This is a genomic window from Streptomyces shenzhenensis (assembly GCF_003688995.1).
Taxonomy (GTDB): Bacteria; Actinomycetota; Actinomycetes; order Streptomycetales; family Streptomycetaceae; genus Streptomyces; species Streptomyces shenzhenensis_A.
Map to the genome: position 1 here is coordinate 30,005 of NZ_PENI01000031.1, position 23,843 is coordinate 53,847.

The 23,843-nt window shown below is 70.7% G+C and carries 23 protein-coding genes and 1 riboswitch; of the genes, 6 read left to right on the top strand and 17 right to left on the bottom strand.

The features are described 5' to 3' along the window. The first annotated feature begins 34 nt into the window (after positions 1-34). The gene (locus tag CTZ28_RS34980) at positions 35-598 is read left to right on the top strand and encodes a DinB family protein (protein WP_121893767.1); all 564 of its coding nucleotides are present in this window, start codon (positions 35-37) and stop codon (positions 596-598) included. Positions 599-732: 134 nt separating this feature from the next. Here the strand turns inward: CTZ28_RS34980 and CTZ28_RS47375 are convergent, their stop codons facing one another. The 10 genes from CTZ28_RS47375 to CTZ28_RS35025 all read right to left on the bottom strand — a co-directional run bounded on the left by CTZ28_RS47375 (position 733) and on the right by CTZ28_RS35025 (position 9,400). Further along, complete coding sequence (locus CTZ28_RS47375; protein WP_183154743.1) at positions 733-1,314, bottom strand: hypothetical protein; 582 nt, start codon at positions 1,312-1,314, stop codon at positions 733-735. Between the two features lie 67 nt (positions 1,315-1,381). Further along, entirely contained in the window at positions 1,382-1,573 is a 192-nt protein-coding gene (locus tag CTZ28_RS34990; protein ID WP_183154744.1) for a hypothetical protein, read from the bottom strand. A gap of 41 nt (positions 1,574-1,614) precedes the next feature. Beyond that, the gene (locus CTZ28_RS47380; protein ID WP_183154752.1) at positions 1,615-1,800 is read right to left on the bottom strand and encodes a hypothetical protein; all 186 of its coding nucleotides are present in this window, start codon (positions 1,798-1,800) and stop codon (positions 1,615-1,617) included. Between the two features lie 99 nt (positions 1,801-1,899). Beyond that, positions 1,900-3,090 carry an MFS transporter gene (locus CTZ28_RS34995; RefSeq protein ID WP_259471948.1) on the bottom strand — a complete coding sequence of 397 codons (1,191 nt, stop codon included), beginning with the start codon at positions 3,088-3,090 and terminating at the stop codon, positions 1,900-1,902. A gap of 157 nt (positions 3,091-3,247) precedes the next feature. After that, positions 3,248-4,153 carry an ABC transporter substrate-binding protein gene (locus CTZ28_RS35000; protein WP_121893768.1) on the bottom strand — a complete coding sequence of 302 codons (906 nt, stop codon included), beginning with the start codon at positions 4,151-4,153 and terminating at the stop codon, positions 3,248-3,250. A 56-nt stretch (positions 4,154-4,209) separates the two neighbouring features. Next, complete coding sequence (locus CTZ28_RS35005; protein ID WP_121893769.1) at positions 4,210-5,034, bottom strand: ABC transporter ATP-binding protein; 825 nt, start codon at positions 5,032-5,034, stop codon at positions 4,210-4,212. Further along, on the bottom strand, positions 5,031-5,927 hold the full coding sequence (locus CTZ28_RS35010; protein WP_259471949.1) for an ABC transporter permease: 897 nt from the start codon (positions 5,925-5,927) through the stop codon (positions 5,031-5,033). Before CTZ28_RS35010 ends, CTZ28_RS35005 begins: the two co-directional genes overlap by 4 nt. Positions 5,928-5,933: 6 nt before the next feature. Further along, positions 5,934-6,992 (bottom strand): ABC transporter substrate-binding protein, encoded by a 1,059-nt coding sequence (locus CTZ28_RS35015; protein WP_121893770.1) that lies wholly within the window; start codon positions 6,990-6,992, stop codon positions 5,934-5,936. 437 nt (positions 6,993-7,429) lie between these two features. Then, the gene (locus tag CTZ28_RS35020; RefSeq protein ID WP_121893771.1) at positions 7,430-8,302 is read right to left on the bottom strand and encodes a substrate-binding domain-containing protein; all 873 of its coding nucleotides are present in this window, start codon (positions 8,300-8,302) and stop codon (positions 7,430-7,432) included. Between the two features lie 252 nt (positions 8,303-8,554). Then, positions 8,555-9,400: an IclR family transcriptional regulator gene (locus CTZ28_RS35025; RefSeq protein WP_121893772.1), complete on the bottom strand. Its 846-nt coding sequence runs from the start codon at positions 9,398-9,400 to the stop codon at positions 8,555-8,557. Positions 9,401-9,726: 326 nt separating this feature from the next. Here CTZ28_RS35025 and thiM point away from each other — a divergent pair, with 326 nt between their 5' ends. The 4 genes from thiM (at position 9,727) to CTZ28_RS35050 (ending at position 13,606) form a co-directional block, all read left to right on the top strand. Beyond that, positions 9,727-10,563: a hydroxyethylthiazole kinase gene (gene thiM, locus CTZ28_RS35035; RefSeq protein ID WP_259471950.1), complete on the top strand. Its 837-nt coding sequence runs from the start codon at positions 9,727-9,729 to the stop codon at positions 10,561-10,563. Between the two features lie 56 nt (positions 10,564-10,619). Continuing rightward, on the top strand, positions 10,620-11,996 hold the full coding sequence (locus CTZ28_RS35040) for an LLM class flavin-dependent oxidoreductase (protein ID WP_220795494.1): 1,377 nt from the start codon (positions 10,620-10,622) through the stop codon (positions 11,994-11,996). Beyond that, positions 11,993-12,874 carry a sulfurtransferase gene (locus CTZ28_RS35045; protein ID WP_121893830.1) on the top strand — a complete coding sequence of 294 codons (882 nt, stop codon included), beginning with the start codon at positions 11,993-11,995 and terminating at the stop codon, positions 12,872-12,874. The genes CTZ28_RS35040 and CTZ28_RS35045 overlap by 4 nt, the downstream gene beginning before the upstream one ends. Positions 12,875-12,961: 87 nt before the next feature. Next, on the top strand, positions 12,962-13,606 hold the full coding sequence (locus tag CTZ28_RS35050) for a GntR family transcriptional regulator (protein ID WP_121893775.1): 645 nt from the start codon (positions 12,962-12,964) through the stop codon (positions 13,604-13,606). 559 nt (positions 13,607-14,165) lie between these two features. Here the strand turns inward: CTZ28_RS35050 and CTZ28_RS35060 are convergent. The 5 genes from CTZ28_RS35060 to CTZ28_RS49380 form a co-directional block, all read right to left on the bottom strand. Beyond that, positions 14,166-15,869 carry a dipeptide ABC transporter ATP-binding protein gene (locus tag CTZ28_RS35060; RefSeq protein WP_472926675.1) on the bottom strand — a complete coding sequence of 568 codons (1,704 nt, stop codon included), beginning with the start codon at positions 15,867-15,869 and terminating at the stop codon, positions 14,166-14,168. Then, positions 15,851-16,774, bottom strand: coding sequence for an ABC transporter permease (locus tag CTZ28_RS35065; RefSeq protein ID WP_121893776.1), 924 nt, complete (start codon positions 16,772-16,774; stop codon positions 15,851-15,853). The genes CTZ28_RS35060 and CTZ28_RS35065 overlap by 19 nt, the downstream gene beginning before the upstream one ends. Then, positions 16,771-17,730, bottom strand: a complete 960-nt coding sequence (locus tag CTZ28_RS35070) for an ABC transporter permease (RefSeq protein WP_121893777.1) — start codon at positions 17,728-17,730, stop codon at positions 16,771-16,773. The genes CTZ28_RS35065 and CTZ28_RS35070 overlap by 4 nt, the downstream gene beginning before the upstream one ends. Before the next feature lie 3 nt (positions 17,731-17,733). Further along, positions 17,734-19,371, bottom strand: coding sequence for an ABC transporter substrate-binding protein (locus CTZ28_RS35075; RefSeq protein ID WP_121893778.1), 1,638 nt, complete (start codon positions 19,369-19,371; stop codon positions 17,734-17,736). Between the two features lie 210 nt (positions 19,372-19,581). Beyond that, positions 19,582-19,698, bottom strand: coding sequence for a putative leader peptide (locus tag CTZ28_RS49380; RefSeq protein WP_310887641.1), 117 nt, complete (start codon positions 19,696-19,698; stop codon positions 19,582-19,584). A 34-nt stretch (positions 19,699-19,732) separates the two neighbouring features. Beyond that, positions 19,733-19,845: riboswitch (SAM riboswitch) on the bottom strand. 407 nt (positions 19,846-20,252) lie between these two features. Between CTZ28_RS49380 and CTZ28_RS35080 the strand changes: the two genes are divergently transcribed. Next, positions 20,253-21,584 (top strand): MFS transporter, encoded by a 1,332-nt coding sequence (locus CTZ28_RS35080; protein WP_121893779.1) that lies wholly within the window; start codon positions 20,253-20,255, stop codon positions 21,582-21,584. Positions 21,585-22,007: 423 nt separating this feature from the next. Here the strand turns inward: CTZ28_RS35080 and CTZ28_RS35090 are convergent, their stop codons facing one another. Together CTZ28_RS35090 and CTZ28_RS35095 are read right to left on the bottom strand one after the other, a co-directional pair. Continuing rightward, entirely contained in the window at positions 22,008-22,832 is an 825-nt protein-coding gene (locus tag CTZ28_RS35090; RefSeq protein WP_121893781.1) for a DUF1684 domain-containing protein, read from the bottom strand. An 80-nt stretch (positions 22,833-22,912) separates the two neighbouring features. Then, positions 22,913-23,836, bottom strand: coding sequence for an LLM class F420-dependent oxidoreductase (locus tag CTZ28_RS35095; RefSeq protein WP_121893782.1), 924 nt, complete (start codon positions 23,834-23,836; stop codon positions 22,913-22,915). Between the last annotated feature and the right edge of the window lie 7 nt (positions 23,837-23,843).

The following is a 23,843-nucleotide window of genomic DNA, read 5'->3' on the forward strand; positions in this document are numbered from 1 at the left end:
GTAGCCAGGTCTCCGTTGTATGTAGTGTGCGGCAATGACAAGAAGCGAGCGGCTCGCGGAGCAGTTGGACTGGTACTGGCGCAAGAACCTGCGGCCACGGTTGGACGGTCTTACCGACGAGGAGTACTTCTGGGAGCCGGTGCGGGGCTGCTGGAGCATCCGCCCACGTGGCACGTCGGCCGCACCGATGTCGGCAGGCTCGGGGGAGTGGACGATGGACTCCGCGTCCCCTGCCCCGGTGCCGGCGCCGGTGACCACGATTGCCTGGCGGCTGGCGCACATCATCGTCTCGTGCCTGGGCTATCGGGTCGGATGGTACTTCGGCGGCCAGGGCGTCGACTCCCAGACATTCGCCTACGCGGGGACCGCTGACGAGGCGCTGAAACAGCTCGATGAGATGTATGGGAGATGGAACGCGGGGGTCCGCGAGCTCTCGGACGCTGACCTGGACAATCCGCCCACAGTGGGTCCCGAGCGGTTTCCCATGGAGAACAGGGTCCTGCACGTCAACAGGGAGCTGATCCATCACGGCGCCGAGATTTCGCTGCTGCGCGACCTCTACCGCTGGCAGGACGGAGCCGTACCGCGCCGACTATGACCTTCCGGTAACCGGCGATCGAGCTTCGGAAACCTACGTGTACTCCGTGACGCTCCGTGGCTGCGAGCTTCAGTGAAGCTGCGCCCACTTGAAGTAGCTGGTCAGGGTGGTGGCGTGAGGATCGTTCGGGGTGGTCATGCTGGTGTTGGGCGGATGTCTCGGGTGTAGGGCGGGAGCGGTGCGGATCTTGGTGAGGATCCGTCAGTTCTTGAGACGGGCGAAGCCGTGCTCGACCGGGGCGCGGGTGGCCTTGAAGCCGGTGACGACCATGGGGTCATCCGGGTCGTGGTCCAGGCCGAGGAAGCCGAGATCGGCCAGGGCGCCGAGGCCGGCGGTGCGTAGGTGGGACAGGACGCGGTCACGGCGGGCGGCGGTGATGTCGTGAGCGCGACCGGCCGGGCCGCGGAGATCCAGATCATCCGGCCCCGTTCGTCGGTCAGGGCGAGGACGTGCAGGCCGTGGCGGTGGTGTTTGCCGGAGCAGTTCGGCCGGTTCGCCGTTTTGGTGCGGCGCTGGGTGGGGATGAGGGTGCCGTCGATCAGGACGACCTCGCCGCCCCGCCGGGCGATCTTCTTCAGGGCGCGGTCCAGCCGTGGGGCCTTGGCGGCCAGCAAGGTGTTGAGCTCGTCGCGCCAGCGCCGGATGGGGGTGGCGGAGACGTGGTTGCCGCCAGCCATGTCGGCCAGGCGCTGATCGTGCCGCAGCACGGCCAGCACGGCCAGCACGATGGTCGCGAAAGTCGCCGGGGCACCTTGGTTACGCCCTGCCGTCCGTGCGGGCCGGTCACGGGCGGACGGTGAACTTCCCGTCGGGCCGTTTGTGCAGCCGGCCGTGGTCGGCCAGCTTCCCGCGCAGCGGCTCCAGCTTGCCCCGCACCCTGGTGTCCACGCCCAGCGCCTCGCCGATCTGCCGGGTAGCGGCCGGACTGCCGGCCGCCCGCACGGCAGCCAGGATGCGCTGACACTCCGCCGGCAACGCGGACTCCAAAAATCCCGGCCCACGCTCTGGGAACACCCTCACTGACCGACCCGCCACCTGACCACCGGCGATCCGGCCTGGGCCCTCTCGTTGGCGAGCTGGTCACTCATCCGCTGCCACACTCGCTCGGCCCGCACCTCCGCCAGCTGCTTGACCAGCTGTTCTTCGAGTCCGTCCAACTCCGCAGGACGCGCGGCAATCCGTTCCTGTATCTCGGGGTCCATATGGCGCAGCTTCGATGCGTACGGACGGGGGTGAGGCAGGTGAGTGTGCCGTGTGCTCTGGCCGCGCAACGGCGCCCGCACGGCAGCGGGTACGCCCCGTCAGGGGCGGGTGGCCTCGGTGTGGGCGGGTGTTGGTGTCGGCCGGTCGGGCCTTGTGCCGGTCATCTTCAGGGCCGCGGCTGACAGCAATGGGACGACGGCGATGAGAGCGAAGCCGCGATCGCCGAAGGCGTGGTAGGCGGGGAGCCAAACGGTGGCCGCTGCCGCGCCACCGAAGAACTGGGCGGACATGGCCAGGGAGGCCGCACCGCCCCGGTTGCCGGACGTGCTGGTGACGGCCAGCGCGTTGATCGTGGAACGCAGACCGGTGACGGCGGCACCGACAAGGACGATGCCCGCGATGACGAGGGGCAGGGCCGTGCCGAGCGCGGCGCACAGCAGCCCCAGGGCCATGGCCGTGTCGGAGAGGATGCCGGTGCGCTGCGGTCCCCGTGTGGAGAGGAACCGGCCGACCAACGGCGCCGCGGCCACTCCGGCGATCCCGAAAGCCGAGCTGGCCAGGCCGATCCCGACCGGTCCGAGACCAAATCGGTCGTGGAGGCGTAGTACGGCCAGGACGGTAAGGCCGACGGCTGCGAGGTAGGCGAGGAAGGAGATGGAACAGGCCAGCGCGAGCTGTCTGTTGGCGAGCGAATGCCAGGAAGCGCGGTCGGTCGTGGTACGGCGGGTGGCCGAGCGGGACGGTGGGAAGCACACCAGTAGCAGACCGCACAGGCCCGGCACGAGGAAGGCCAGCCGCCAGTCAAGGGCCGCGCCGGCACCGCTGAACAGCGGGCTCATTCCCTGCCCCGCGGCCTGTGCGGCGGCGAACCAGCTCAGGGCCTTCGCCAGGCGTACGCCGTCGACCAGATCGGAGATCGCCGCCACCAGCAGCGGCGTGGTGAAGGCGTTGGTGGCTCCCTGGAAAGCGCGCGCCGTAAGAAAAAACTCCATGGTCGGCGCCAGGGCGCACAAGGCTGTCGCCACCACGAACGCCGCCACCGCCACCCGCAACACCCGCCGGCGTCCCCAGCGTTCCGCCAGGGTGCCGCTGACGAGCATCAGGGCGGCGAAGGGCAGCATGTAGGCGGTGACGGCGGCAGCCGCGGTCTGCGGGGTGCTGTGCAGACCGGCGGCCACCTCGTGCACGATGGGCGTCACCATCGTGCTGCCGTACGGACCCAGGAACCCCCCGACGTACAGGGGCCACACTCGGTGGCCGGGCGTGCGGTCGCGGCGCGGGTCGCGCACAGCAGGTCTCCCAGGTCGAGGAACGTCGCAGCGGTGAGAAGATGCCGGTGCCCGTGGGGTGTACGGCGGTAACGGCGCCGTACACCCCACGGTGTTCCGGGTGAGGGAGGCCGACAACCGCGGGCAGGTGCCTCGGCCGGCGCCGGTCCGCCCCGGGTCAGGCCGGCAGCAGGTTGTCGACCAGGGAGTTGTACGTAGAGCCGTCCTCGCTGATCAGGTTCCAGCTGCGCATCCAGTCGAAGGTGCGCTGGAACTGGCCCAACGGGTACGGAGCCGGGTCGACGAACCGCAGCCGCCAGCGCGGGAAGTCCGCCGGCTTGACGTCGGCGTCGATCTCCGCGGGCACCTCTCCGATGAGGTGGTGCAGGTAGGGGTAGGGGTCCTCCTGAAGCTTGCGGACAGCCTTGACGACCGCACGGTTGAGCGCCTCGTAGGTGTCCGCGTCGATCTCCGGCGAAGCGATCTCCGAGCCGACGTAGAACGCCTCGGTGAGGATCTGGTAGCCCTGCTTCTGAGCTACGGTGATCCACGGCTCCATCAGTGCGGCGGCCGGGACGACGCCGTCACGCAGCGCTTCGAAGCGCTGCTGCGGCCCGCCGATGTGCACGACCTTGATCTCCTCGCGGGGCAGGAAGCCCTCCAGGGCCTGGAGCGCGAGGTAGTGCGAGCCGTGGTGGAAGTTCACGGCGACCGGTTGGCCGGCCAGGTCCTGCGGGTGGACGGCCGAGGAGCCGGGCGGCACCAGGATCGCCTGGCTGCCGACTGCGGCCCGCTTGCCGACGACCCGGCCGCCGACCTCGGTGTCGTGGGAGCGGCGGATCTGTCCCCATTCGCACGCCCGGTACAGGGAGGCGTCGCCGCTCTCGAAGTTGGAGCGTACGGTGCCGAACGAGCTGACCAGTTCGTGGTCGTCGAGGTAGGAGACGTTGGCGTCATAGCCCTTGGGCACGAAGTCGACCTCCAGGCCCTCTTCCTCGTAATAGCCCTCGTCCTTGGCGACAAGCTGGGGCAGGGAGAAGACCAGCGAGAGGGTCTCCATGGTGACTTTCTTCTGGGGTGCCATCGGAGGCGGGTTCCTTTCGGTTGTGGTGCTGTTTCGTCGGGCGCTCTGAGCAGGGGTCAGCCCAGAGCGGCGAGGATCTCGTTCTGATAGGTGAAGAGCCGCGGATCTTCCGGCGTGCGAGGCCGTGACAGGTCGAGCGTGAACTCGGCACTCACCCGCGCGGGGCGGCCATCGAGGACGATCACTCGGTCGGCGAGGAAGGCCGCTTCCAGGGGGTTGTGGGTGACGAGCAGCCCCGTGCGGGGTCGTGCTGTCCACAGTTCCTGGAGCAGCAGGCGCAGCCGGCGTGCCGTCAACTGGTCCAGGGCGCTGAACGGTTCGTCCAGCAGGACCAGTTCGGGCTGTACCGCGAAGGCACGGGCCACGGCGGCGCGCTGGCGCTGTCCGCCGGAGAGCACTGAGGGATAGTGGTGGGCATATTCGGCGAGGCCCACATCGGCGAGCGCCCGATCGGCACCAGCCGGGTCGAGTCCCGAACTGGTCAGTGCCAGTTCGAGGTTACGGCGCACCGAAACCCAGTCCAGCAGCCGCGGCTGCTGGAAGACCACGCCGAGCCGGTGGCGTGCCATGTCCGTGCTGTTGCCGGCTCCGGGCGTCGGGGATCCGGCGGCGAGTGTGTCGTCGTTGAGCGTGATCCGGCCGGAGTCGGGGCGTTCGAGCCCCGCCACGAGGTGCAGCAGGGTGGTCTTGCCGGTGCCGGAGGCGCCGACGACGGCGACGAGTTCCCCGTGGTGCACGGTGAGGGAGAAGTCGTCGAACACGGTCTCGCGCACGCCGGTGCGGGCGCTCGTGAACTCTTTGCTCACACCGTCGAGCACGACGTACGGCCGTCGCTGGATGCGCCCAGCCGACGATGACGTGGCGGTGTCCGTGCCGCTCATACGGTGGCCACCTTTCGCCATCGTCCGAGACGTCGTTCCAATCCCTGGAGGACGCCGTACTCCAAGACGGCCATGACGACCGCGAAAAGCAGGGTCCAGCTGAGGACACCGGCGACGTTCTGCGCGGCGAACTGGTTGTTGAGTTCGTAGCCGACTCCGCTGGACATGCCGAACATCTCGACCAGAACGATCACCTTCCAGGACAGCGAGAGGCCGAGGCGGGCCCCGGAGAGCAGCGCGGGCAGCAGCGACGGCAGCCACAGATAGCGCAGTTGGGTGGCGAGCGAGAATCGGTAGACGTAGGCCATCTCGCGCAGTTCGGAGTCCATGGCGCGGGTGCCCTGGTAGATGCTGAGGGTCAGGGCGGGCGCCGCGGACAGGGCGACAGCCACCACCGGGTTGGTGAGGGAGACACCGAACCAGATGACGCACAGGAGTGCCCACACCAGACCGGGCACGGTCAGGCCGATGAGCACCGCTGGTTCGAAGAAACGGCGTACGAACTCCACGCGTCCCATCACGATGCCGATGACGACCGCGGTGACGAAGGCCAGAGCGAAGCCGAGGCCGACGCGCAACAGGGTGGCGCCGAGGGAGCTGTAGAACAGGGGCTGGGTAACGGTGTCAGCCAGGGACGACCAGATGGTCGGCACATCCGGTATCAGCACGCTGTCACTGCGGACGGCGACGAGCTGCCAGCCGCCGACGAGGACGGCGAAGAACGCCGCGACCGGCAGCACCGTGCGGCCGAGGAACCTGCCGCGGTGGGACGGCTGCTTGCGGGAGGCCGGGACGCGACCGGAGACGGCCGGTGCGGTCGGTGCGGAGCCGGTGCTGGACGAGGAGTGGGCGGCCGGTTGGATGCCGGCGGTCGCCGTGGTGGGTCGGGCCATGGCTTCCTACCCCAGATCCCGGTAGACGGTCTTGTCGGGCACGCCTTTGATCAGTCCCGTCCTGGCGGCGACCTTGAGCTGGTCGCTCATGCTGGTGAAAGACGCACGGCCCCATTCCAGGGGATAGATCCCGGCCAGGCGTTCAGGCAGCAAGGCGATGGCTCTCTTCTCCGACGCGGGGATGCCGTAGGACTCGTGCAGGTCGGCGAGGATCTTGGGGCGGTCGTGGATGTATGCGTGGGCCTTGAGCCGCAGCTCGGCGAGGGCCGCCGCCGTACGCCGGTTCTTGTCGACCCAACTGCGCTTGGCTCCCTGCCCGTTGAGGATGAGTTCCGTGTTGCTGCCGGTGCCCTGTTGCCACAGTTCGGTGACTGTGGCGAGCTGCCGCGCGCCCTTGGCGACCAGCCGGGTGGCGTTGGGCTCGATGGTGAGGATGGCGTCCACGTCACCGCGCTCGAAGAGGGAGAGCCCGGCCAGTACGGCACCGGGATGGACCTGGTAGTCCTTCTCGAAGTCAACGTCGTTGACTGCCGAGGCGAGTTGGGCTGAGCGGTAGGCGTCGCTGTTCTTCGGCGGCGTAGCCACCTTCTTGCCCCTCAGGTCCTTGACGCTGCGGTAGGGGCTGTTCTCCGGCACCAACCAGCGTACGTGGTTGACGAGACTGGCGGAGAAGATCAGGACGTCGGCTCCGGCGGCCAGGGAGACCGCGGCTCCGATGGGCCCCATGCTGGCCACGTCGAGGGCTCCGGAGAGGAGCTTGTTCTGCACGTCGCCCGGCCCGGTCCCCGCAATGTAGGTGAGACTCAGATCGCCCGCCAGATGACGCTGCTCACTGATCGGCCTGATCACCGCGCCCGCGGTACCCGCCTGGGTGTCCTCCACCCGGGCCGAGTGTCCGTCGCCGTTGCCGCTGCTGCCGGAGTCCCCGCAGGCCGCGAGCAGTGGCGCGAGTCCAGCCGCGGCCAGCAGTCCGCTGCCGGACCGCAGCAACGCCCGGCGCCCGAGGGCACCGGAGGCGGGTGCTGTGGGCCGGAGAGAGGAGCGGAAGAAGGGTTGGTTGGTCATGACGCGTTCTCCCGGGCGGTGGTGCTTTTGTAGTGGTTCGGGTTGGCTGGATCGTGGGGCTCATGAGTTGCCTGACAGCGGAAAACAAGGGGTGGGGTGGGCACGACAAGCTCCTAGGAGCAGCGGGGAGCACGACAGGCCAAGCAGGGGCAAGTGGCGCGGAGGGCCGTGAGGTTGTCGCGGCGACCCGGGCCGGTACGGGCATGGGTGAGCCGTGTCGGCGGCAACGGGTCGGTGAACGCCGACAGGTGCAAGGCACGCGAGGAGCGGTCAGCCCGTCTGGCGGGACGAAGCCGGGTCGGCCTCAGCGCGAAGTGGGGCCGTCACACAGTGCGCCGGGACAGAGGAAGCCGGCGAGGAGACACAGGTCGAGGTGGTAGCGGCGGGTGAGGCACACTCGGTGCCGCTGCTCTTCGCTCATGGTGGTGTCTCCTCGCCTACCGCAGGGCGAGCAGCGTGTCGTAGCCGCTGCGCCCGTCGGTCAGTTGCCAGGAGTTCATCCACGCGTAGCTCTCGGTGAAGCGCTCGCGCGTGAAGGGTGTGGCGTGCGTAAAACGGTGGTATTCGGAGCGGAGCCGTTCCGGAGCGAGACTGCCTTCGACCTCGCTCACGATATGGGCGGCCCAGGCGGTCCGGTCGGCGTTGATGATGTCGACGGCGTCGTTGACCACGGATACGTAGACATCGAGTCGCTCGGCCGGCAGATGCGGCGCGACTACTTGTGCGCCGCGGTAGAAGTAGCACCCCAACAGGTGGGCTCCGCGCTCCAGCGCGAGGCTGAGGTAGGGCTCCATGAGCATGACGGCTCGGATGCTTCCGGCGGCCACCGCGTCCAGGCGTGCGAACGGCGGTCCCACATGCTCCAGGACGATCCGGTCACGGGGGACGGTGCCTTCCAGGAGATGGAGAGCGGTGTAGTGCGAGCCGGTGAACTCGTTGACGCCGACGGGTACACCGCTCACGTCATGCGGTTCATTGAGTGTCGGATCGAAGCTGACCAGGCCCTGGGCGACGACTGCCGGGCGCAGGTAACCGATGTAGCCGCCACGCTGGTTGCGTTCCAGGCGGTCGATACCGCCCCATTCGCAGAGGTTGAACAGGTCGGCGCGCTCGGACTCGAAGAGGGCTTCCTTGCGGCGCGCGATCGGATCGCGGGACTCACGTTCCTGTGCCGGGGCGGTCTGCGCGAGGCGTACGTCGAGGCCGGCTCCGGCGAAGAGGCCGTGCTCTATGGCAACGATCTCGGGGAGGTCGAAGACCGGGTGATTGCGGGAGATGACGATCTGGCCTTCGCGTGCTTCCGCCGTCATGCCCGCCTGCCCCCCTCTGCTCATCTCTTCTCGTCCGTCAACTGCCGATGACTGTAGGCCAGCCACCCGGGACCGTCAATGCGCTCTTGTCATGATGCGCGAACAGCTTTCACTCTGCGGGAAAGGGCATTGTGCCTGGATGCAGGACGTGTTGAGCCGCTGCGTGCCCGGGCGCGGTGGCGAGTCACGCAACATGATTGACATGTGACGGCCGAGTAAGGGGGCTGGGCAAGAGGCAGGAGAGGAGAGGCGTCAGAGCTGGCCGAGGGTCAAGGCGACCGGCAGACCTCGCAGACTGTCCGCAGCAGCGATCACCCGGGCCCCCAGGGCGTCCAAGCGGTCGTCGGTCATGCGTCCCACCGGGCCCTGGACATCCACGGCCAGCTGGATGTACGGCGATCCGCTGTCCACCGGCGCGGCCAACCCCCGTAGGCCACTGCCCTCAGGACCGTCGAGTACGGCATAGCCCCGGAACTGCGCGGCCAGCAACAGCACACGACGGGCCCACTCCGCCGGACTCTCGGTCCTGCCGGAACCGTCTCCACCGTCGCCGCTGTCGCGCGAGCCCCCGCCCGGCTGCTCCTGCGGCGACACTCTCCCCGGCAATCGCGTGGTGTCGAACGCCAGCAGGGCGATGCCCAGGGCCGTCTCCGTCAGCGGCATGGACACTCCGGGTTCGCCCAGATATCGCAGCGGCTGCTCGGACTGGACGGAGACCAGTACCAGCACCCGATCTCCGCGACGCATACCGATGCTCGCGGTCTCTCCGGTCCCGTCCGCCAGCTCCTTCAGCACCGCCGTCACCTCCGGCAGCCCGCTGGCCGCCAACGACCGGCGGCCGAGCCGCAGCAGTACTGGTCCGGGCTGAAACCGGTCGCCCTCCCGAGAGCGGCACAGCAGGCCCTCCGCGCAGAGCGTCCCGAGCAGCCGATGCACCGTGCTCACGTTCAATCCGGTGATCTTCGACAACTCCGTGAGAGTCGCTCCGCCAGAGGGGCTGTCCACGACGGCTCCCAGCAGCGCCGCGGCCCGCGCGACCGACTGGACGGCAGAGGTACGTGGGGCGGGACTCGGGGCGCCGGCGGGAGAAACAGTCACGTCGGGGACGGTACACCGGCGGTGGGCGGGGGCGGTCGCTCAGGCATCGGGTGCCTCCGCCGGCAGGGCCGTCGCACCGACGACGGGCAGGAGAGCGCCCTCGCCCGGTACGTGGACGCCCACCGACCGGATGTCATGGAAGTGTCGCCCCAACGGGTTGTGGTCGTCCCGGAGATCAGCCCGGCCGCCGGGTCAGCGTGGCCGAGCGCCGGCAGGATCCCGGCGACCGCCCCGGGCCGCCGCTGACCGCGGCTGGTGGGTGTTGCAGGTTCGTGAAATGGGTCGCCCGAGGCACCGGATCCCGTCCAACCGCTGCATACAGTTGCATGCAGTACGGGATCCCGCCCACGTCCGCCCGCATCCGTGCCTGGAGACACCGCACCATGGAAGAACTCACCTGGAACAACCCCGCGATCGCCGACGGCATAGCGGCCATCCGGACCGGCTCCCCGTTCGTCTACGGGCTGACCAACTACGTCGCCGCCAATCTGAGCGCGAACGTGCTGCTGGCGGTCGGCGCGGGTCCCGCCATCGGCGCCGCGGCCGACTTCCCGACCGTCTTCCCCGCCGGCGCCGGTGCCGTGTGGATCAACACGGCGGCCCTGATCAGCAATCCGGCCGAACCGCTGGCCGACGCCGCCCGCACCGCCCACGAGGCCGGGAGCCCCTGGGTCCTGGACCCGGTCGCCGTCGGCGCGGGCGCCACCGAGTACGACGCGTTCGTGAAGTCCCTGCTCGACCACAGGCCCACCGTGATCCGGGGCAACGCCAGTGAACTCATCGCGCTGTCCGGCGGTGCCGCCACCGGCAAGGGCGTCGAGACGACCGCCTCCGCCGAGGACGCGATCGGCGCTGTCGAGGAACTCGCCCGGCGGACCGGCGCCGTCGTCGCGGTGAGCGGACCCACCGACTATCTGACCGATGGCACCCGCACCGTCGCCGTCCCGGGCGGAGACGTCCGATTGACTCAGGTCACCGGTGCCGGATGCAGCCTCGGCGCGCTGATCGCGGGCGCCCTCGCCGTCGTTCCCGACGCCCTCACCGCCACCGCCGTCGCCCATGCCGCCTTCGCCACCGCGGCCGAACGCGCCGGCGCCCGCACCGTCGGCACCGGTTCCTTCGCGGTGGCGCTGCTGGACGAGCTGTCCCTCCTCGGCAGGTGACCGGACCCCACCGCACCGCGGCACCGCACGACCGTACGACCCCCGGGAGCACCCCTGTGAGCACCGACGAACCGACCACCCCGCGCATGCACCTGGCCGCCTTTCTCAACGCCGGCCCGCAGGGCACCGTCGGCTGGCGCCACGCCGAGGCCGGCGACGGCTTCCTCACCGCGGCCCACTACACGCACATCGCCCGGGTCCTGGAGCGAGCCGGCTTCGACATGGCGTTCGTGCCCGACGCGCTCGCCGTGCCCAGAAGCCTCGGCGGCTCGTACGCGCCCGCCGTGACCTGGGGGACCGGCACCCCACGCCTCGACCCGGTGCCCGTCATCACCCTCATGGCGGCCGCCACCGAACACCTCGGCGTCGCGGCCACCGTCTCCACCGGCTACCAGGAGCCCTACCACCTCGCCCGGGGCATGGCCACCCTCGACCATCTCGTCGGCGGGCGCGCCGGATGGAACGTCGTCACCAGCTTCCAGGACGCCGAGGCCCAGAACTTCGGGCAGGAGAAACTGCCGGAACGCCAGGAACGCTACGCCCGGGCCGAGGAGTTCCTCGAAGTCACCACCCGGCTCTGGGACAGCTGGGCCGACGACGCGATCGTCACCGACAAGGAGAGCGGGGTCTACGGTCGGCCCGACCGGGTGGACGCCGTGGACCACCGCGGCCGACGCTTCGCCGTGCGCGGCCCGTTGAGCGTGCCGCGCCCGCCCCAGGGCTACCCGGTGATCATCCAGGCGGGCGCCTCCCCGGCCGGCCGGGACTTCGCGGCCCGCTGGGCCGACGTGATCTTCTGCAGCCACGAGTCGCTGGAGTCAGCCGTCGCCTTCTACGCCGACGTCAAGGCCCGGGCCGCCGCCCACGGCCGCGACCCGGACCAGTTGAAGGTGCTGCCGGCCGCGACGACCGTCGTGGGGACCGACGTGCGCGACGCGCTTGCCAAGCACGAGGCGTTCACCGAGCTGGTGCACCCCGAGGCGGGACTGTCCCGGCTCGCCTACCACGTCAATGTCGACCTCACCCGGTACGACCTCGACGGCCCGCTGCCCTCCCTGGAGGAGGTCGGAGTGGAGGGCCACTACCGGGAGGTCGTCGAGTTCGCAGAGCGGGAGAAGCTCAGCGTGCGCGAGATCGGCCGCTGGTACGGGGCCCGCACCGAGGGCAACATGATCGGTTCGGCCGCCGACATCGCCGACACCATGGAACTGTGGCTGGACCGCGGCGCGGCCGACGGTTTCATGATCCAGGCGACCCATGTGCCCGCCGCTTTCGAGGAGTTCGCTGACCATGTCGTCCCCGAACTGCGCCGCCGCGGCCTCGTCCGCACCGCCTACACCGGCGGCACCCTGCGGGAGAACCTGGGCCTCGCCCGGCCGGAACGCGGCGAGTGGCGCAACCGCGCCGCGCCGGCCGCGAAGGAGCGCTCATGACCGACGGCACCCTCGTCGACGCCGACTGGCTGCACCGTCGTCTCGGCGGCGATGTCATCGTCCTCGACGCCACCGTGGACCGGCGCACCGGGCCCGACGGCGCCACCGTCTTCGTGAGCGGGCTCGCCCTGCACACCGAACGCCGCATCCCCGGCGCTCACTTCGCCGATCTGATCACCGGGTTCTCCGACCCCTCGGCGCCCTTCCCCTTCACCCGCCCCTCCACCGCCCGGATCCAGGAGTACGCCCGGGACCTCGGCATCGGCGAGAACTCCACCGTCGTCGTTTACGACCGGCTGACCGGAGCCTGGGCCGCACGCGTGTGGTGGGTGCTGCGCAGCGCCGGCATCACGAACGTCCGGGTCCTCAACGGCGGTCTGACCGCATGGCAGGCGGCCGGGCTGCCCGTCACCGACGGCCGCGCCGCGGCACCGGCCCGGGGAGACGTCGTCGCCCGCCCGGCCCGCGCGGGCTTCGTCGGCATCGAGCGCATGAAGCGGATCGCCGACGGCGACGACCCCACCCCGGCCGTGTGCGCCCTGCGTCGCACCGAGTACCTCGGCGACCCCGCCCGCCCGCGATCCGGGCACATACCGCGGACGACGAGCCTCCCCTACGCCGACTTCCTCGGACCCGACAACACCCTGTCGCCGGAACGGACCGCACGCCTCGCCGCCGCCCACGGGCTGCGCGCCGGCGCCTGCACCGTCCTGTACTGCGGCGGGGCGATCAACGCGGCGGGTCTCGCCCTGGCGGTGCACGAGATCGGCATCGAGGACGTCGTCCTCTACGACGGCTCACTCGCCGAGTGGCGGGCCGACCCCGATCTGCCCCTGGTCACCGGCCCCGAGGACGAGGGGGACGGCAGCGCGGGCTGAACCGACCGGCGACCGGCCTCGTCCATGGGGGATGATCCAGACCGGCCCGCGAACCGCCGCGCGGAACGGCCCAGGACGAGGAAGCGGATGAAGAACACACGGGACACGATCTACGACGAGCTGAGGCACCGGCTGACCTCCGGCCACTACCCGCCCGACGCCTCCCTCGTACCTCTCGCGCTGAGCATGGAGTTCACGGTGTCGCGCACCCCGATCCGCGAGGCGCTGGCCCTGCTGGAACGCGACGGGCTCCTGGTGGCCACGAGGCGGGGCTTCGCGCTGCGCCGGCGGTCGGACGAGGAGATGCTCGAACTCTTCGAGGTACGGGCCGTGCTGGACGCGACGGCCGCCTCCTCGGCAGCCTTGAGGCGCAGCCCGGTCGATCTGGCCCGGATGGACGTCCTGCTGGAGCAGGCCGGCACGCTGGACGACCCGGCGGAGATCCGCCGCAGTCTCAACGAGTGGCACGACACCGTGCGCCACGCCGCGCACAACGGCACCGTCATCGCCCTGCTGCACACCATCGACGCCCAGGTGAAGACGAGCGCACCCTGGGCGACCCCCACGGTCGACGACACCTTCGAGGCCACCCTCGCGGAACACCGCGCTGTCACCGAGGCGATCCGCGACCAGGACGCGGAGGCCTCCCGGCTGCGCATGCTGGCCCACCACGCCCGCGACCGTGACACCCGCATTCAGCAGCGGGTGCGACGGGGGACCCCGCCGCGCTGAACCGCCGACGACGCCCGACCCGACACCGGCGTGCCTGGCACGACCGCGGGTGGGGACGCCGATGACGGCCGTGGCGCGACGACCTTGATCGTCGGCGCCTGTCCACTGCGCGGCGAGATCAGCAGCCGACTGCCGGTCTGCACGCCGCGCGAGTGGTCCGACCGGCCCGGCGGCGAGGCCTCGGCCCGGTGGGTCGTCCAGCGGGACCCGGTGGTCGGCGACGCGCTGCGGCTGCTGCACGCCGAGCCGGCGGCGCCCTGGACGGTCGCCGTGCCGGCCGAGCGCAGGCAGACCTCCTGGCCGAGCAGAAGGCCGCAACCGTCGCGGACACGAGCGAGTTCCGGCGACCGCCACCCCTTCCTCCCCGGGCCGCTCGGCCCAGGTGGCGTGTTCGGTGGCCTGGTGGGCGGGCGTTACCGTGGTCGGCGGCCGCTCGATCGCCATCGGCTCGGTAGCCGAAGGCCCTTCGTCGGACAGGTCGGGTGGGGCCGCGGGTGCATGGCCGAGGGTGGCCCGGGCTTGTCAATGATGAACGGCATGTTCCAACTCCCCGGTACTTCTACGCCCGCTGAGCCGGGGGGCGATCCGCAGCGGCGGGGGAGGGGTGACGGCCGCCGGGGATCGCCGCGATCAGTTCGCGGGTGTACGCGTGGCGGGCCTCGGTGAACAGATCCTCGGGCGGGCCCATCTCGACGATGCGTCCGGCTCGCATGACGGCAACCTGGTGCGCGAGCCGGCGTACGACGGCCAGGTCGTGGGAGATGAACAGGTAAGCCACCCCGGTGTCCGCCTGCAACTCGGCCAGCAGATCGATGACTTGGGCCTGGACGGACACGTCGAGCGCGGAGACGGGTTCGTCGCACACCACCACGTCAGGGGAGAGGGCGAGGGCGCGGGCGATGGCCACACGCTGGCGCTGGCCGCCCGACAGCTCCGCCGGGCGGCGCTCCAGCGTCGAGGCGGGAAGGGCGACCCGGTCGAGGAGGTCACGGGCGCGGGCGAGCCGGGAGGCGCGGTCGCCGACCTTGAAGGCGCGCAGCGGCTCGGTGATCACCTCGCCGATGGAGAAGCGCGGATCGAGCGAGGCGTACGGGTTCTGGTAGACGAGTTGGGCGCGGCGGCGCAGCTGCCTTGCCTGGGCGCCCTTGGCGGTGGTGACGTCGGTGCCGTCGAACAGGACCCGTCCGGAGGTCGTGTCGGCGAGGCGGAGCACCAGGCGGGCGGTGGTGGACTTGCCCGAGCCCGATTCACCGACCAGGGCGAGGGTCTGCCCGCGGCGAAGAGTGAGGCTGACGTCGTCGACCGCGCGCAGGGTCCGGGTCTCGCCCCCGGCGCGGGGCAGTCTGAACTCCTTGACCAGGTTGCGTGCTTCGATCAGCGGTGGCGCATCGGCCTGCGCCGCGGAGACCGAGGCGCGGGGGCGGGCCGCTGTCAGGCTGGGGGCGCCGGCCAGCAGCCGTCGGGTGTACTCGTGCCGGGGGTCGTCCAGGATGGCACGTGTCTCACCCGCCTCGACGACCTTGCCCTGCGACATGACCACCAGACGCTGGGCCCGGTCGGCGGCCACCCCGAGGTCATGGGTCACGAGCAGGATCGCCGTGCCCGACTCCTCGGTGAGGTGCTGGAGATGGTCGAGGATGACGCGTTGCACGGTGACGTCGAGCGCGCTGGTCGGCTCGTCGGCGATGATCAGCTGGGGCTGCGCGGCGATGGCGATGGCGATCAGGGCCCGTTGCCGCATGCCGCCGGACAGTTCGTGCGGGTACTGCCGGGCCCGGACGGCCGCGTCGGGCAGCCCGGCCCGGTCCAGCACGGCGGCCGCCTCGGTGGCCGCCGAACGGCGGGTCGCCAGCCCGTGGATGCGCAGTACCTCGGCGACCTGGTCGCCGATCCGCTTGACCGGGTTGAGCGAGACCGTCGGATCCTGCGGGACCAGCCCGATCTGCGCGCCGCGCACCGTGCGCAGCTCTGCCTCCGACAGTGTGACGAGGTCGTGGCGGCCGAAGCGGACCGTGCCCGCGTCGATGGCGCCGTTCGCCGCCAGGAGACGGGTGACGGCGTGCGCGGTGGTGCTCTTGCCGGAGCCGGACTCGCCGACCACCGCGGTCACCTGCCCGGGCCATACGTCGAGGTCCACGCCCCGCAGGGCCGGCACGGTGCCGCGCCGGGTGCGGTACGACACGGACAGCCCGCGAATCTCCAGCAGCGGTGTGGTCACGTCATCACCGTTCTCACGTTCGTCGGTCATCGCTGCCGGGACCATTCGCCGTCCAGCGCCCTTGCGATGCGGTTGGTGGCCAGCACGGTCGCGGCGATCGCCAGGCCGGGCAGTGCGGTCAACCACCAGGCGTTGGCGAGGTAGTTGCGGCCGTCGGAGATCAACGTCCCCCACTCGGGGGCCGGCGGTGGCGCGCCGTAGCCGAGGAAGCTCAGCGCCGACACGGCCAGGATCGAGGAGCCGAAGTCCAGGGTGGCCAGGACGATCACCGGGCCGGCGGCGTTGGGCAGGACGTGCCGGCCCAGCACCGAGTACCAGCGGGCCCCGCAGGAGCGTGACGCCTCCACGAACACCGCCAGCCGCACCCGGAGCACCTCGGCGCGGGCCACCCGGGCGAACCCGGCGACGCTGGCGATGCCGACCGCGACGGCCACCTTCACCGTCCCGTACCCGAGCGCGGTGACGAGGGCCAGCGACAGGAACAGCGCGGGGATGGAGAGGAGGACGTCGACGAAGCGCATCAGCACGTCGTCCACCCAGCGCCCCACGAACCCGGCGACCACACCGAGCAGTCCGCCGAGCACGAACGCGACCAGGACCGCGATCAGCGTGGCCTGGAGGGACAGGTGGGCGCCGTGCACCACACGGGAGAACACATCGCGTCCCAGTTCGTCGGTGCCGAACCAGTGACTGCCGCTCGGGCCGCGGAAGTTCTGCGACGGCACCCCCTTCAGCGGGTCCTGCGAGGTGAACAGGCCCGGCCAGAACGAGGCCAGCACCACCAGCACGAGGACGCCGGCCGACAGCAGCAGACCGGGGCGGCGCAGCAGGAAGCGCAGCACCCGCCGTGCGTCGGCACGGCGGCCCGGCTCCGGGGCGGATCCCGCCTCGACCGGCCGGGCGAGGCCGAGGGCGGCCTTGCCCGGGTCGTCGACAAGGCTCTGACTCATGCGAAGCTCGCCCTTCTGTCCGAGGCCACCACGATCCGCGGGTCCAGCAGCGGATAGAGGAGATCGACGACCAGGTTCGTCGCCACGAAGATCAGCGCCCCGAACACCACCACTCCTTGGACCAGCGGGATGTCCTGGGCGGTGACCGCCGCCGCGGTCACCCGGCCGAGGCCGTCGCGGGAGAACACCGTCTCGACGACCACCGAACCGGCGATCAGCTGCCCGACCAGCAGGCCGACGACCGTCAGCGCGGGCAGCGACGCGTTGCGCAGCGCGTGCCGCAGATGCACCCGCCACCGGCCGGCGCCCTTGGCTCTCGCGGTCTCCGTATAGGCCTGGTCCAGCGCGGTGAGCAGGCTCTTGGCCAGCACCTGGGCGATCTGCGCGCCGGTCGGGACCGCCAGCGTCAGCGCCGGCAGAACCAGGCCGCGCAGCCCGTCGTTGCCGAACGCCGGGAACCAGTGCAGCCGGAAGGAGAACGCCTCCACGAGCAGCAGCCCCACCCAGAACGTCGGAACCGACACCCCCAGCGGTGGCTGCGACAGCAACAGCTGCCGCAGCCACCGCTGGGAGGTGTAGGTGGCCACCACCGCGAGGCCGCCGCCGAGCAGGACCGCGAGCAGCAGCGCGGCACCGGTCAGCAGGAGTGTCTGCGGCAGCGCGTCGATCAGGACGGAGGTCACCGGGCGGCCCGTGGAGACCGTGTCGCCGAAGTCCCCGCGTACCGCCCGGCCGAGGTACTCGGTGTACTGCACCAGCACGGGCTTATCGAAGCCGTACTCGTGCCGCAGCGCGGCGAGTTGGGCCGGGTCGACCTGCCCCGAGTCCATTCCGGCACCGGCCATCGCGGTGACCGGGTCACCGGGCAGGTAGTCCAGCACCAGGAACGACACCGTGTAGGCCGCCCACAGCACTCCGACGGCCTGTGCCACGCGTTTGACCACATAGCGGCGCATGCGCTAGCCGATCCAGGTGTCGTGGAGCCGGATCCGGCTGCCCGAGTCGAAGTCGAGGTTGTGCACCTTCTTCGACAGGCCCAGCTGGGTCTGGAGCTCCACCACCGGTGCGTAGTACGCGTTGCGTACGAGCAACTTCTGCGCCTCGCTCACCAGTTGCCCGCGTTTCGCGGGATCCGTGGTCGCGGCCTGCGCGGACAGTGCCGTGTCCAGGGAACTGCTCGGCAGGCGGTAGAAGTTGGCCAGCCGGGTGGAGAAGGAGTTGCGCAGGATGTCCGGGTCGGAGCGGGTCACGTTCCCCCACACCACGTCGAAGTCACCCGCCTGGAGCGTCGTGGAGAACTGGCTGACCTGACTCTGCTTGAGCGCCACGTCGAACCCCACGGCCTTGAGCTGTTGCTGAACCAGTTCCAGGGCGGGCTGGTTGGTGGCCGCGTTGGGGAACCAGGTGATGGTCAGGCTCAGCCTCTTGCCGTCCTTGGCGCGGATGCCGTCGCCGCCCGTCCTCCAACCGGCCGAGTCCAGCAGTGACTTCGCCCTGGCCGCGTCGAAGGCGAGGTCCGCGGCGAGGTTCGTGTAGTCGGGTGTGGTGTGCGCCAGGACGCTGGTCGCCGGCTGGGTGCCGGTCGGGAACACCGTGTCGGCGATCTGCCGCCGGTCGATCGCGGACAGGATCGCCTGACGCACCTTCGTGTCCTTCAGGACGGGACGCGCGTGGTTGAACCCGAGGCCGAACACCACGCCGGGGTTGGCCCGGTGCTGGAGGGTGACCTGGCCGCCCTTGAGCGCCGCCTCGTTGGCCTTGCCGACGCTGCTGATCGCGTCCACCTGGCCGGACTGGAGACCGCCGGCCCGGACACCCGCCTCGGGCACGACCTTGAACACCAGCTTGTCCAGGTAGGCGTCGCCCTTCTTGGACCACAGCGAGGAACCCCAGTCGTACCCGGTGCGCTTGGCCAGGGTGATCGACTGGTTCTGCACGTACTGATCCAGCACGAACGGCCCGGACCCGGTCACGCCGTCGCTGCACTTCTGCTGCGGGGTCCTGTGCACGCTGGCCGATGACTCGATGCCCAGCGTGTGCGTCGATGTCGCCTGGAGGAACTGGGCGTTGGGCTCCTTGAACGTCACCTTGACCGTGAGCGGGTCGACCACGGTGGTGTTCTCGACGCCGCTCAGGTAGCCCTGGGCGAGTGTCCCCAGGGCGCCGAGCTTCGGCACCGCGTCGAAGTTGTCCTTGACCACCTGCGCGGTCAGTTCGGAGCCGTCGCTGAAGGTCACACCCGACCGCAGACGGAACGTGAACGATGTCGCGGCGGCGTTGATGTCCCAGCTCTTCGCCAGCCACGGCACGATCTTGCCGGTCTCGGGGTCCTGGTCGGTCAGGGAGTCCACGATCTGGCGCACCGAGTAGATGGTGTCGTTGCTGCCGACCTGCTGCGGATCCACGCATCCGACGTCCGAGCCCACCGTGAAGGTCAAGGTGCCGCCGGACTTCGCCTGGCCGCTGCCGCTGCCGCTGCCGCTGCCGGTGTCGGGGCCGTCGCCGCTCGACCCGCAGGCGGTCAGCAGAACACTGGTGGTCACAAGGGCGGTCAGGGACGCCCATCGGGAACGTCTGAAATCCGGAAGTGCTGTCACGGAGGGGCTTCTCCTAGTCGTGTCACCAGGCACGGGTGCCGTGCCGGGCACGGCCGCGCATGGACATGCGACCCCGGCCGGCGTGACACCGGCGGCGGGGGAGCGCTGTACTGACGTGGGTCAGGGGGACGACACCGAGAGCGGTGGCGAGGGAAGGGCACGGGGGAGCCGTGGCCGGTGACGGACGTCAGCCGGCAAGAGGCAGGCTCGTCAGGCCTGACAGAGGCAGCTGGTCGAGCGCTTCAGGTCGATGTGGCGCCGGCGTGAGAGCCGGGAGAACACCGTGGTGCCGGCGAAGGAGGCGGTCGGGTCACCGTTGTGCCGCATGCCTGTCCTCCCCGTCTCCGGCCCCGGTCATGGAGCCACGCGCTTGCGGGATTCGTCGGTGATCCCGCCGGGCCTTTACCTGGAGCACCCACCGCGCGGGAGGGTTGCCGGTCAACGAGCCAGGGCTTGACGCTGACACTCGATGCCGGTCGCGATGCTACGGAGCGGTCCTGTCGTACGTCAATGCCTGAACCAGCAGCCCCGTTCGCGAGGCAGGGCCGTCTCAGGTGCCGGGACGCCCGGTGGACGCCCACCCGGCCGTGTGCTTTGATCCGGCCATGGAGACCGCAGGTCAGGCATGCACCGTGCTGCTCGACCCGTTCTGGGTGGGCCGCCGCGCCGATCAGTTCGACCAGACCTGTCGCTGAACACTCGTCCCCCTCTGCGCCCGCGCACCGGCATGCCCTCACGCGGATCAGGACCGGCATCGCCGGCCGCCCCAGTGGCCAACACACCGTGCGGCCCTCCTCGCGCCCGCCCCGGCCGAGCATGCGCTCACGGTGCGCCGCGTACGTCACGACGTAGCCATATGACAGATCACCGGAAAGAGCCGCATGGTCGTCAACAGCACCGCACCCAATGGGGTGTTCGCCGCGCTGCGGGACCGGGACTACCGGATCTACTGGAGCACAGGCCTGGTGTCCAACATCGGCAGCGCCATGCAGGGCGTCGCGCTGGACTGGTTCGTGCTGACCCGCACGCACAGCGGTACCGCGCTCGGCTGGGTCGTCGGCCTCCAGTTCGCCCCGGTGCTGCTGTTCGGCCTGTGGGGCGGGGTCGTCGCCGATCGCTACGACCGGCGGACGCTGCTGCTGTGGACTCAGGCGCTCTACGCGGCGCAGGCCCTTCTCCTGACGGTCATGGTGGTCTTGGGGCATGCCCCGCTGTGGCTGCTGTACGTGCTGTCGTTCGCATTGGGCTGCGTGTTCACGGTGGAGAATCCGGCGCGGCTTTCCTTTGTCACGGAGCTGGTCGGCAAGGCGCTCATCCCGAAGGCGGCGGGCCTGAACATCCTGTCCCTGAACGCCGCCCGCCTGATCGGACCGGCGGTCGCGGGCGTGCTGATCGGGGCGATCGGCACCGGTTGGGTCTTCGCCATCAACGCCGTGTCCTTCGGCGCCGTCCTCGCGGGCCTGGCGTTCGTCCGGCCGAGGCCGAAGGAGACACCGGCCGCGGCACGGCCCCCGTGGACGGGAGCCGGAGCGGAGGGGCTGCGCTATGTGGCCGCCCGGCCCGAACTCGTCGGCGTGTTCACGATCTTCGGCCTGGTCGCGACCTTCGCGGTGAACTTCCCCACCACCCTGACGCTGTTCGCCGGGCGTGTCTTCGACGTCGGATCGCGCGGACTCGGTTTCATGAACACCGCGTTGGCCGTCGGCACGGTCGTCGGCACGATCGCCGCCACCCGTGGTGTCTCGCCACGGGTGCGTACGGTCGTCATCGGCGCGGTGCTGTTCGGCGGTTTCGAGGCGCTGGCCGCGCTCATGCCCTCGTACCCCGCGTTCCTCGCACTGCTGCTGCCCGCCGGTTTCACGCTGATGACGCTCAACACGGCCGTCAGCGCCTTCGTCCAGTCGGAGGTCAGTGACGCCATGCGCGGCCGGGTGATGGCGGTCTACACGGTGGTCTCCATGGGCGGCAGCCCGGTCGGCGGCCCCGTGATCGGCTGGATCTCCCAGCACGCGGGGGTGCGCTGGGGGCTGGCCACGGGCGCCGTGATCGCCGTGGTGGCCGCAGTCACCGTGGCGCTGTGGCTGACACGCGCCTCACCCTCGGCGCTCGCCCCGGCCGCGTCACCGATCTCCCGGTCCGCAGCGGCCCGCCGCCCCACCTCACCGACCGCACACCGGCATCCGACGTCCACAGAAGGAACTCCCCATGACTGACCGCCACACCGGGCTGCCGGGCCTGCACCTCGGCCCTCATTCGTAAGTGACGTGAGCTGCCGGCCGAACACGGCCTGTCGATACGCCAGTTGGTGCTCGACGTGGCTCCGGGGCATCCGTCGTTCGTCGGCACACCGACGGCCGTCGCCGACGAATGGACCCGCGATGTCACCGCCGCGCCGTCGTCGGCTTCACCATCGTGCCGCACCTGCTCCCGTCGTCGGTCACCGACATCGTGGACAAGCGGGTCCCGGATCTCCAGAGCCGCGGTGTGCACCGCACCGAGTACTCGGGCAACACCCTGCGCGCGACCACCTGGAACTGCCGCCGCGCAGGACGACTGAGCGGAGGGAAGGCCGCCGGCCGGCGCCGTCACTCGATCGGCCGGCGGCCGTGCTCCGGACCCTCCTTGCCTGCGGGGGATCAGGAGCCGCCGCGCTCGCGGGGGATCTTCTGGCCGGTCTCGATCGCCACCGGCAGCCGGTTCTCCGTCGGCGGCAGCGGGCAGGTGGCCAGGTCCGTGTAGGCGCACGGCAGATTCGCCGCGCGGTTGAAGTCCAGTACGACCGTGCCGTCGGCGGCGGGCGCGTCCACAGCCAGGGCCCGGTTGGCGGCGTAGGTGGTGACCCCGGAGGTCGCGTCGGTGAACAGCACCATCAGCCGGCCCGGACCGCGCCCCGGGAAGGCGGTCAGGGACAACCTGCGCCCCTCCAGCTCGAACTCGATCCTGCCCGGGGCGTCGTAGACATGCTCAAGGCCCTCGACCGCGGCGCCCACGGTGGTCGGCCGCGGCTCGTCGAAGGGGAGGTAACGGCCCGGCACGGCCCAGCGCGGATGGGGCGCGTAGGCGGGCGTCCCGGTGAAGGCGGCACGCAACGGCGCGTCCGGGTGCCGGGGACGCACGATGTCGTGTCCACCGCGCTTGGCGACCTCGATCACGGCGTCTCCCCAGACCGCGTCGACACCGCCGCGCTCGGGAAGCACGCCGAAGCGGTGCTCGCCCCGCACCGGCGTGCCCTGGACGACCAGTTCCTCGCCGTCGTCGAGGGTGACGACGACCCCGTCGCGGCCGGTACGCCAGGCGCCGGGGGCGTCGGGGAAGCGCTGCGGGCGGTCGTCTAGCCAGTGCAGGCCGGTGATCGCCAAGAATCCGTGCGGGTCGGCGAGCCGGGCCTCCTGGGCGCGGTGCCAGTCCAGCCATTCCTCGGTGAAGGCTTGCAGTTCCGTCGGGGTGACCTCGGTGGTCATGGGTGCTCCTTCGTCCCGCGAGGCTCGGCCTCGCCATGGTGTACGGGCATGTATCCGATCGGCGGCCTGCCGTAGCGCACTCAGCCGGCCAGTTCGCCGAGGAGTGCCCAGGTGCGCCGCCGGTCTGCTTCTCCAGCGATCTCGGTGCCCGAGAAGACGACCTCGCTGGCCCCGGCGTCCCGGTAGCGCCGTGTCTCGGCGGCGACCGTCCTCTCGTCGCCGATCACGGCCACGTCGGCGGCCCGTCGGCCGCCGGAGAGTTCGATGACCCGTGCGTAGGACGGGATCTGTTCGTAGAACGCCAGCTGCTCAGCGACCTTCGTCCGCACCGTCTCCACGTCGTCCGTGACCACGCCGGACACCAGGGCCACGATCCGGGGTGCGGGGCGGCCGGCGGCCTCGGCCGCGGCGGTCAGGGCCGGAACGATGTGTTCCGCCAGAGCGCGCGGTCCGGCCAGATAGGGGAGGATCCCGTCCGCCAGCTCACCGCTGACGCGCAGCGACTGCGGCCCCATCGCGGCGACCAGCAGGGGAACACCGTTCTCGGCACCCGGTACGCGCGCGGGAAACGGCGTGGCGGCGGTGAGCAGCTCTCCGTGGAAGTCGGCCGTACCGGTCTGCGTCAACTGCCGCAGGGCGGTGAGGAATTCACGCAGCAGGGCGATGGGCCGTGCGAAGGGCAGGCCGAAGCCGGTTTCCGTCAGCAGCTTGGTGCCCAGAGCCAGGCCGAGATGGTAGCGGCCGTGGGTGGCGGCCTGCGCGGTCTGGGCCTGGCTGGAGACGAGCAGTGGGTGCCGGCCGAAGACGGGGATCGCGGAGGTGCCGACGTGCAGTCCGGGTACCTCGCGGCCGACGATCGCCGCGAGCTGGGGTGAGTCGGCGTCGAAGGTCTGGCCGAACCAGGCCGACCGCAGCCCGGCCGCCGCGGCCTCGCGGGCCAGTTCCACGGTGGCGTCGACCTGGTTGAGCGTGTCGGATGCGTTGAGCGCTACTCCTACAGTCATGCCAGTC

What these genes read in the sequence shown, in the direction of transcription:
- CTZ28_RS34980 (WP_121893767.1), top strand. Translation starts at nt 35, where the DNA reads ATGACAAGAAGCGAGCGGCTCGCGGAGCAGTTGGACTGGTACTGGCGC.
- CTZ28_RS47380 (WP_183154752.1), bottom strand. Translation starts at nt 1,800, where the DNA reads ATGGACCCCGAGATACAGGAACGGATTGCCGCGCGTCCTGCGGAGTTG.
- CTZ28_RS35000 (WP_121893768.1), bottom strand. Translation starts at nt 4,153, where the DNA reads ATGGCACCCCAGAAGAAAGTCACCATGGAGACCCTCTCGCTGGTCTTC.
- CTZ28_RS35005 (WP_121893769.1), bottom strand. Translation starts at nt 5,034, where the DNA reads ATGAGCGGCACGGACACCGCCACGTCATCGTCGGCTGGGCGCATCCAG.
- CTZ28_RS35010 (WP_259471949.1), bottom strand. Translation starts at nt 5,927, where the DNA reads ATGGCCCGACCCACCACGGCGACCGCCGGCATCCAACCGGCCGCCCAC.
- CTZ28_RS35015 (WP_121893770.1), bottom strand. Translation starts at nt 6,992, where the DNA reads ATGACCAACCAACCCTTCTTCCGCTCCTCTCTCCGGCCCACAGCACCC.
- CTZ28_RS35020 (WP_121893771.1), bottom strand. Translation starts at nt 8,302, where the DNA reads ATGACGGCGGAAGCACGCGAAGGCCAGATCGTCATCTCCCGCAATCAC.
- thiM (WP_259471950.1), top strand. Translation starts at nt 9,727, where the DNA reads ATGCAGTACGGGATCCCGCCCACGTCCGCCCGCATCCGTGCCTGGAGA.
- CTZ28_RS35045 (WP_121893830.1), top strand. Translation starts at nt 11,993, where the DNA reads ATGACCGACGGCACCCTCGTCGACGCCGACTGGCTGCACCGTCGTCTC.
- CTZ28_RS35050 (WP_121893775.1), top strand. Translation starts at nt 12,962, where the DNA reads ATGAAGAACACACGGGACACGATCTACGACGAGCTGAGGCACCGGCTG.
- CTZ28_RS35060 (WP_472926675.1), bottom strand. Translation starts at nt 15,869, where the DNA reads ATGGTCCCGGCAGCGATGACCGACGAACGTGAGAACGGTGATGACGTG.
- CTZ28_RS35065 (WP_121893776.1), bottom strand. Translation starts at nt 16,774, where the DNA reads ATGAGTCAGAGCCTTGTCGACGACCCGGGCAAGGCCGCCCTCGGCCTC.
- CTZ28_RS35070 (WP_121893777.1), bottom strand. Translation starts at nt 17,730, where the DNA reads ATGCGCCGCTATGTGGTCAAACGCGTGGCACAGGCCGTCGGAGTGCTG.
- CTZ28_RS49380 (WP_310887641.1), bottom strand. Translation starts at nt 19,698, where the DNA reads ATGCGGCACAACGGTGACCCGACCGCCTCCTTCGCCGGCACCACGGTG.
- CTZ28_RS35080 (WP_121893779.1), top strand. Translation starts at nt 20,253, where the DNA reads ATGGTCGTCAACAGCACCGCACCCAATGGGGTGTTCGCCGCGCTGCGG.
- CTZ28_RS35090 (WP_121893781.1), bottom strand. Translation starts at nt 22,832, where the DNA reads ATGACCACCGAGGTCACCCCGACGGAACTGCAAGCCTTCACCGAGGAA.
- CTZ28_RS35095 (WP_121893782.1), bottom strand. Translation starts at nt 23,836, where the DNA reads ATGACTGTAGGAGTAGCGCTCAACGCATCCGACACGCTCAACCAGGTC.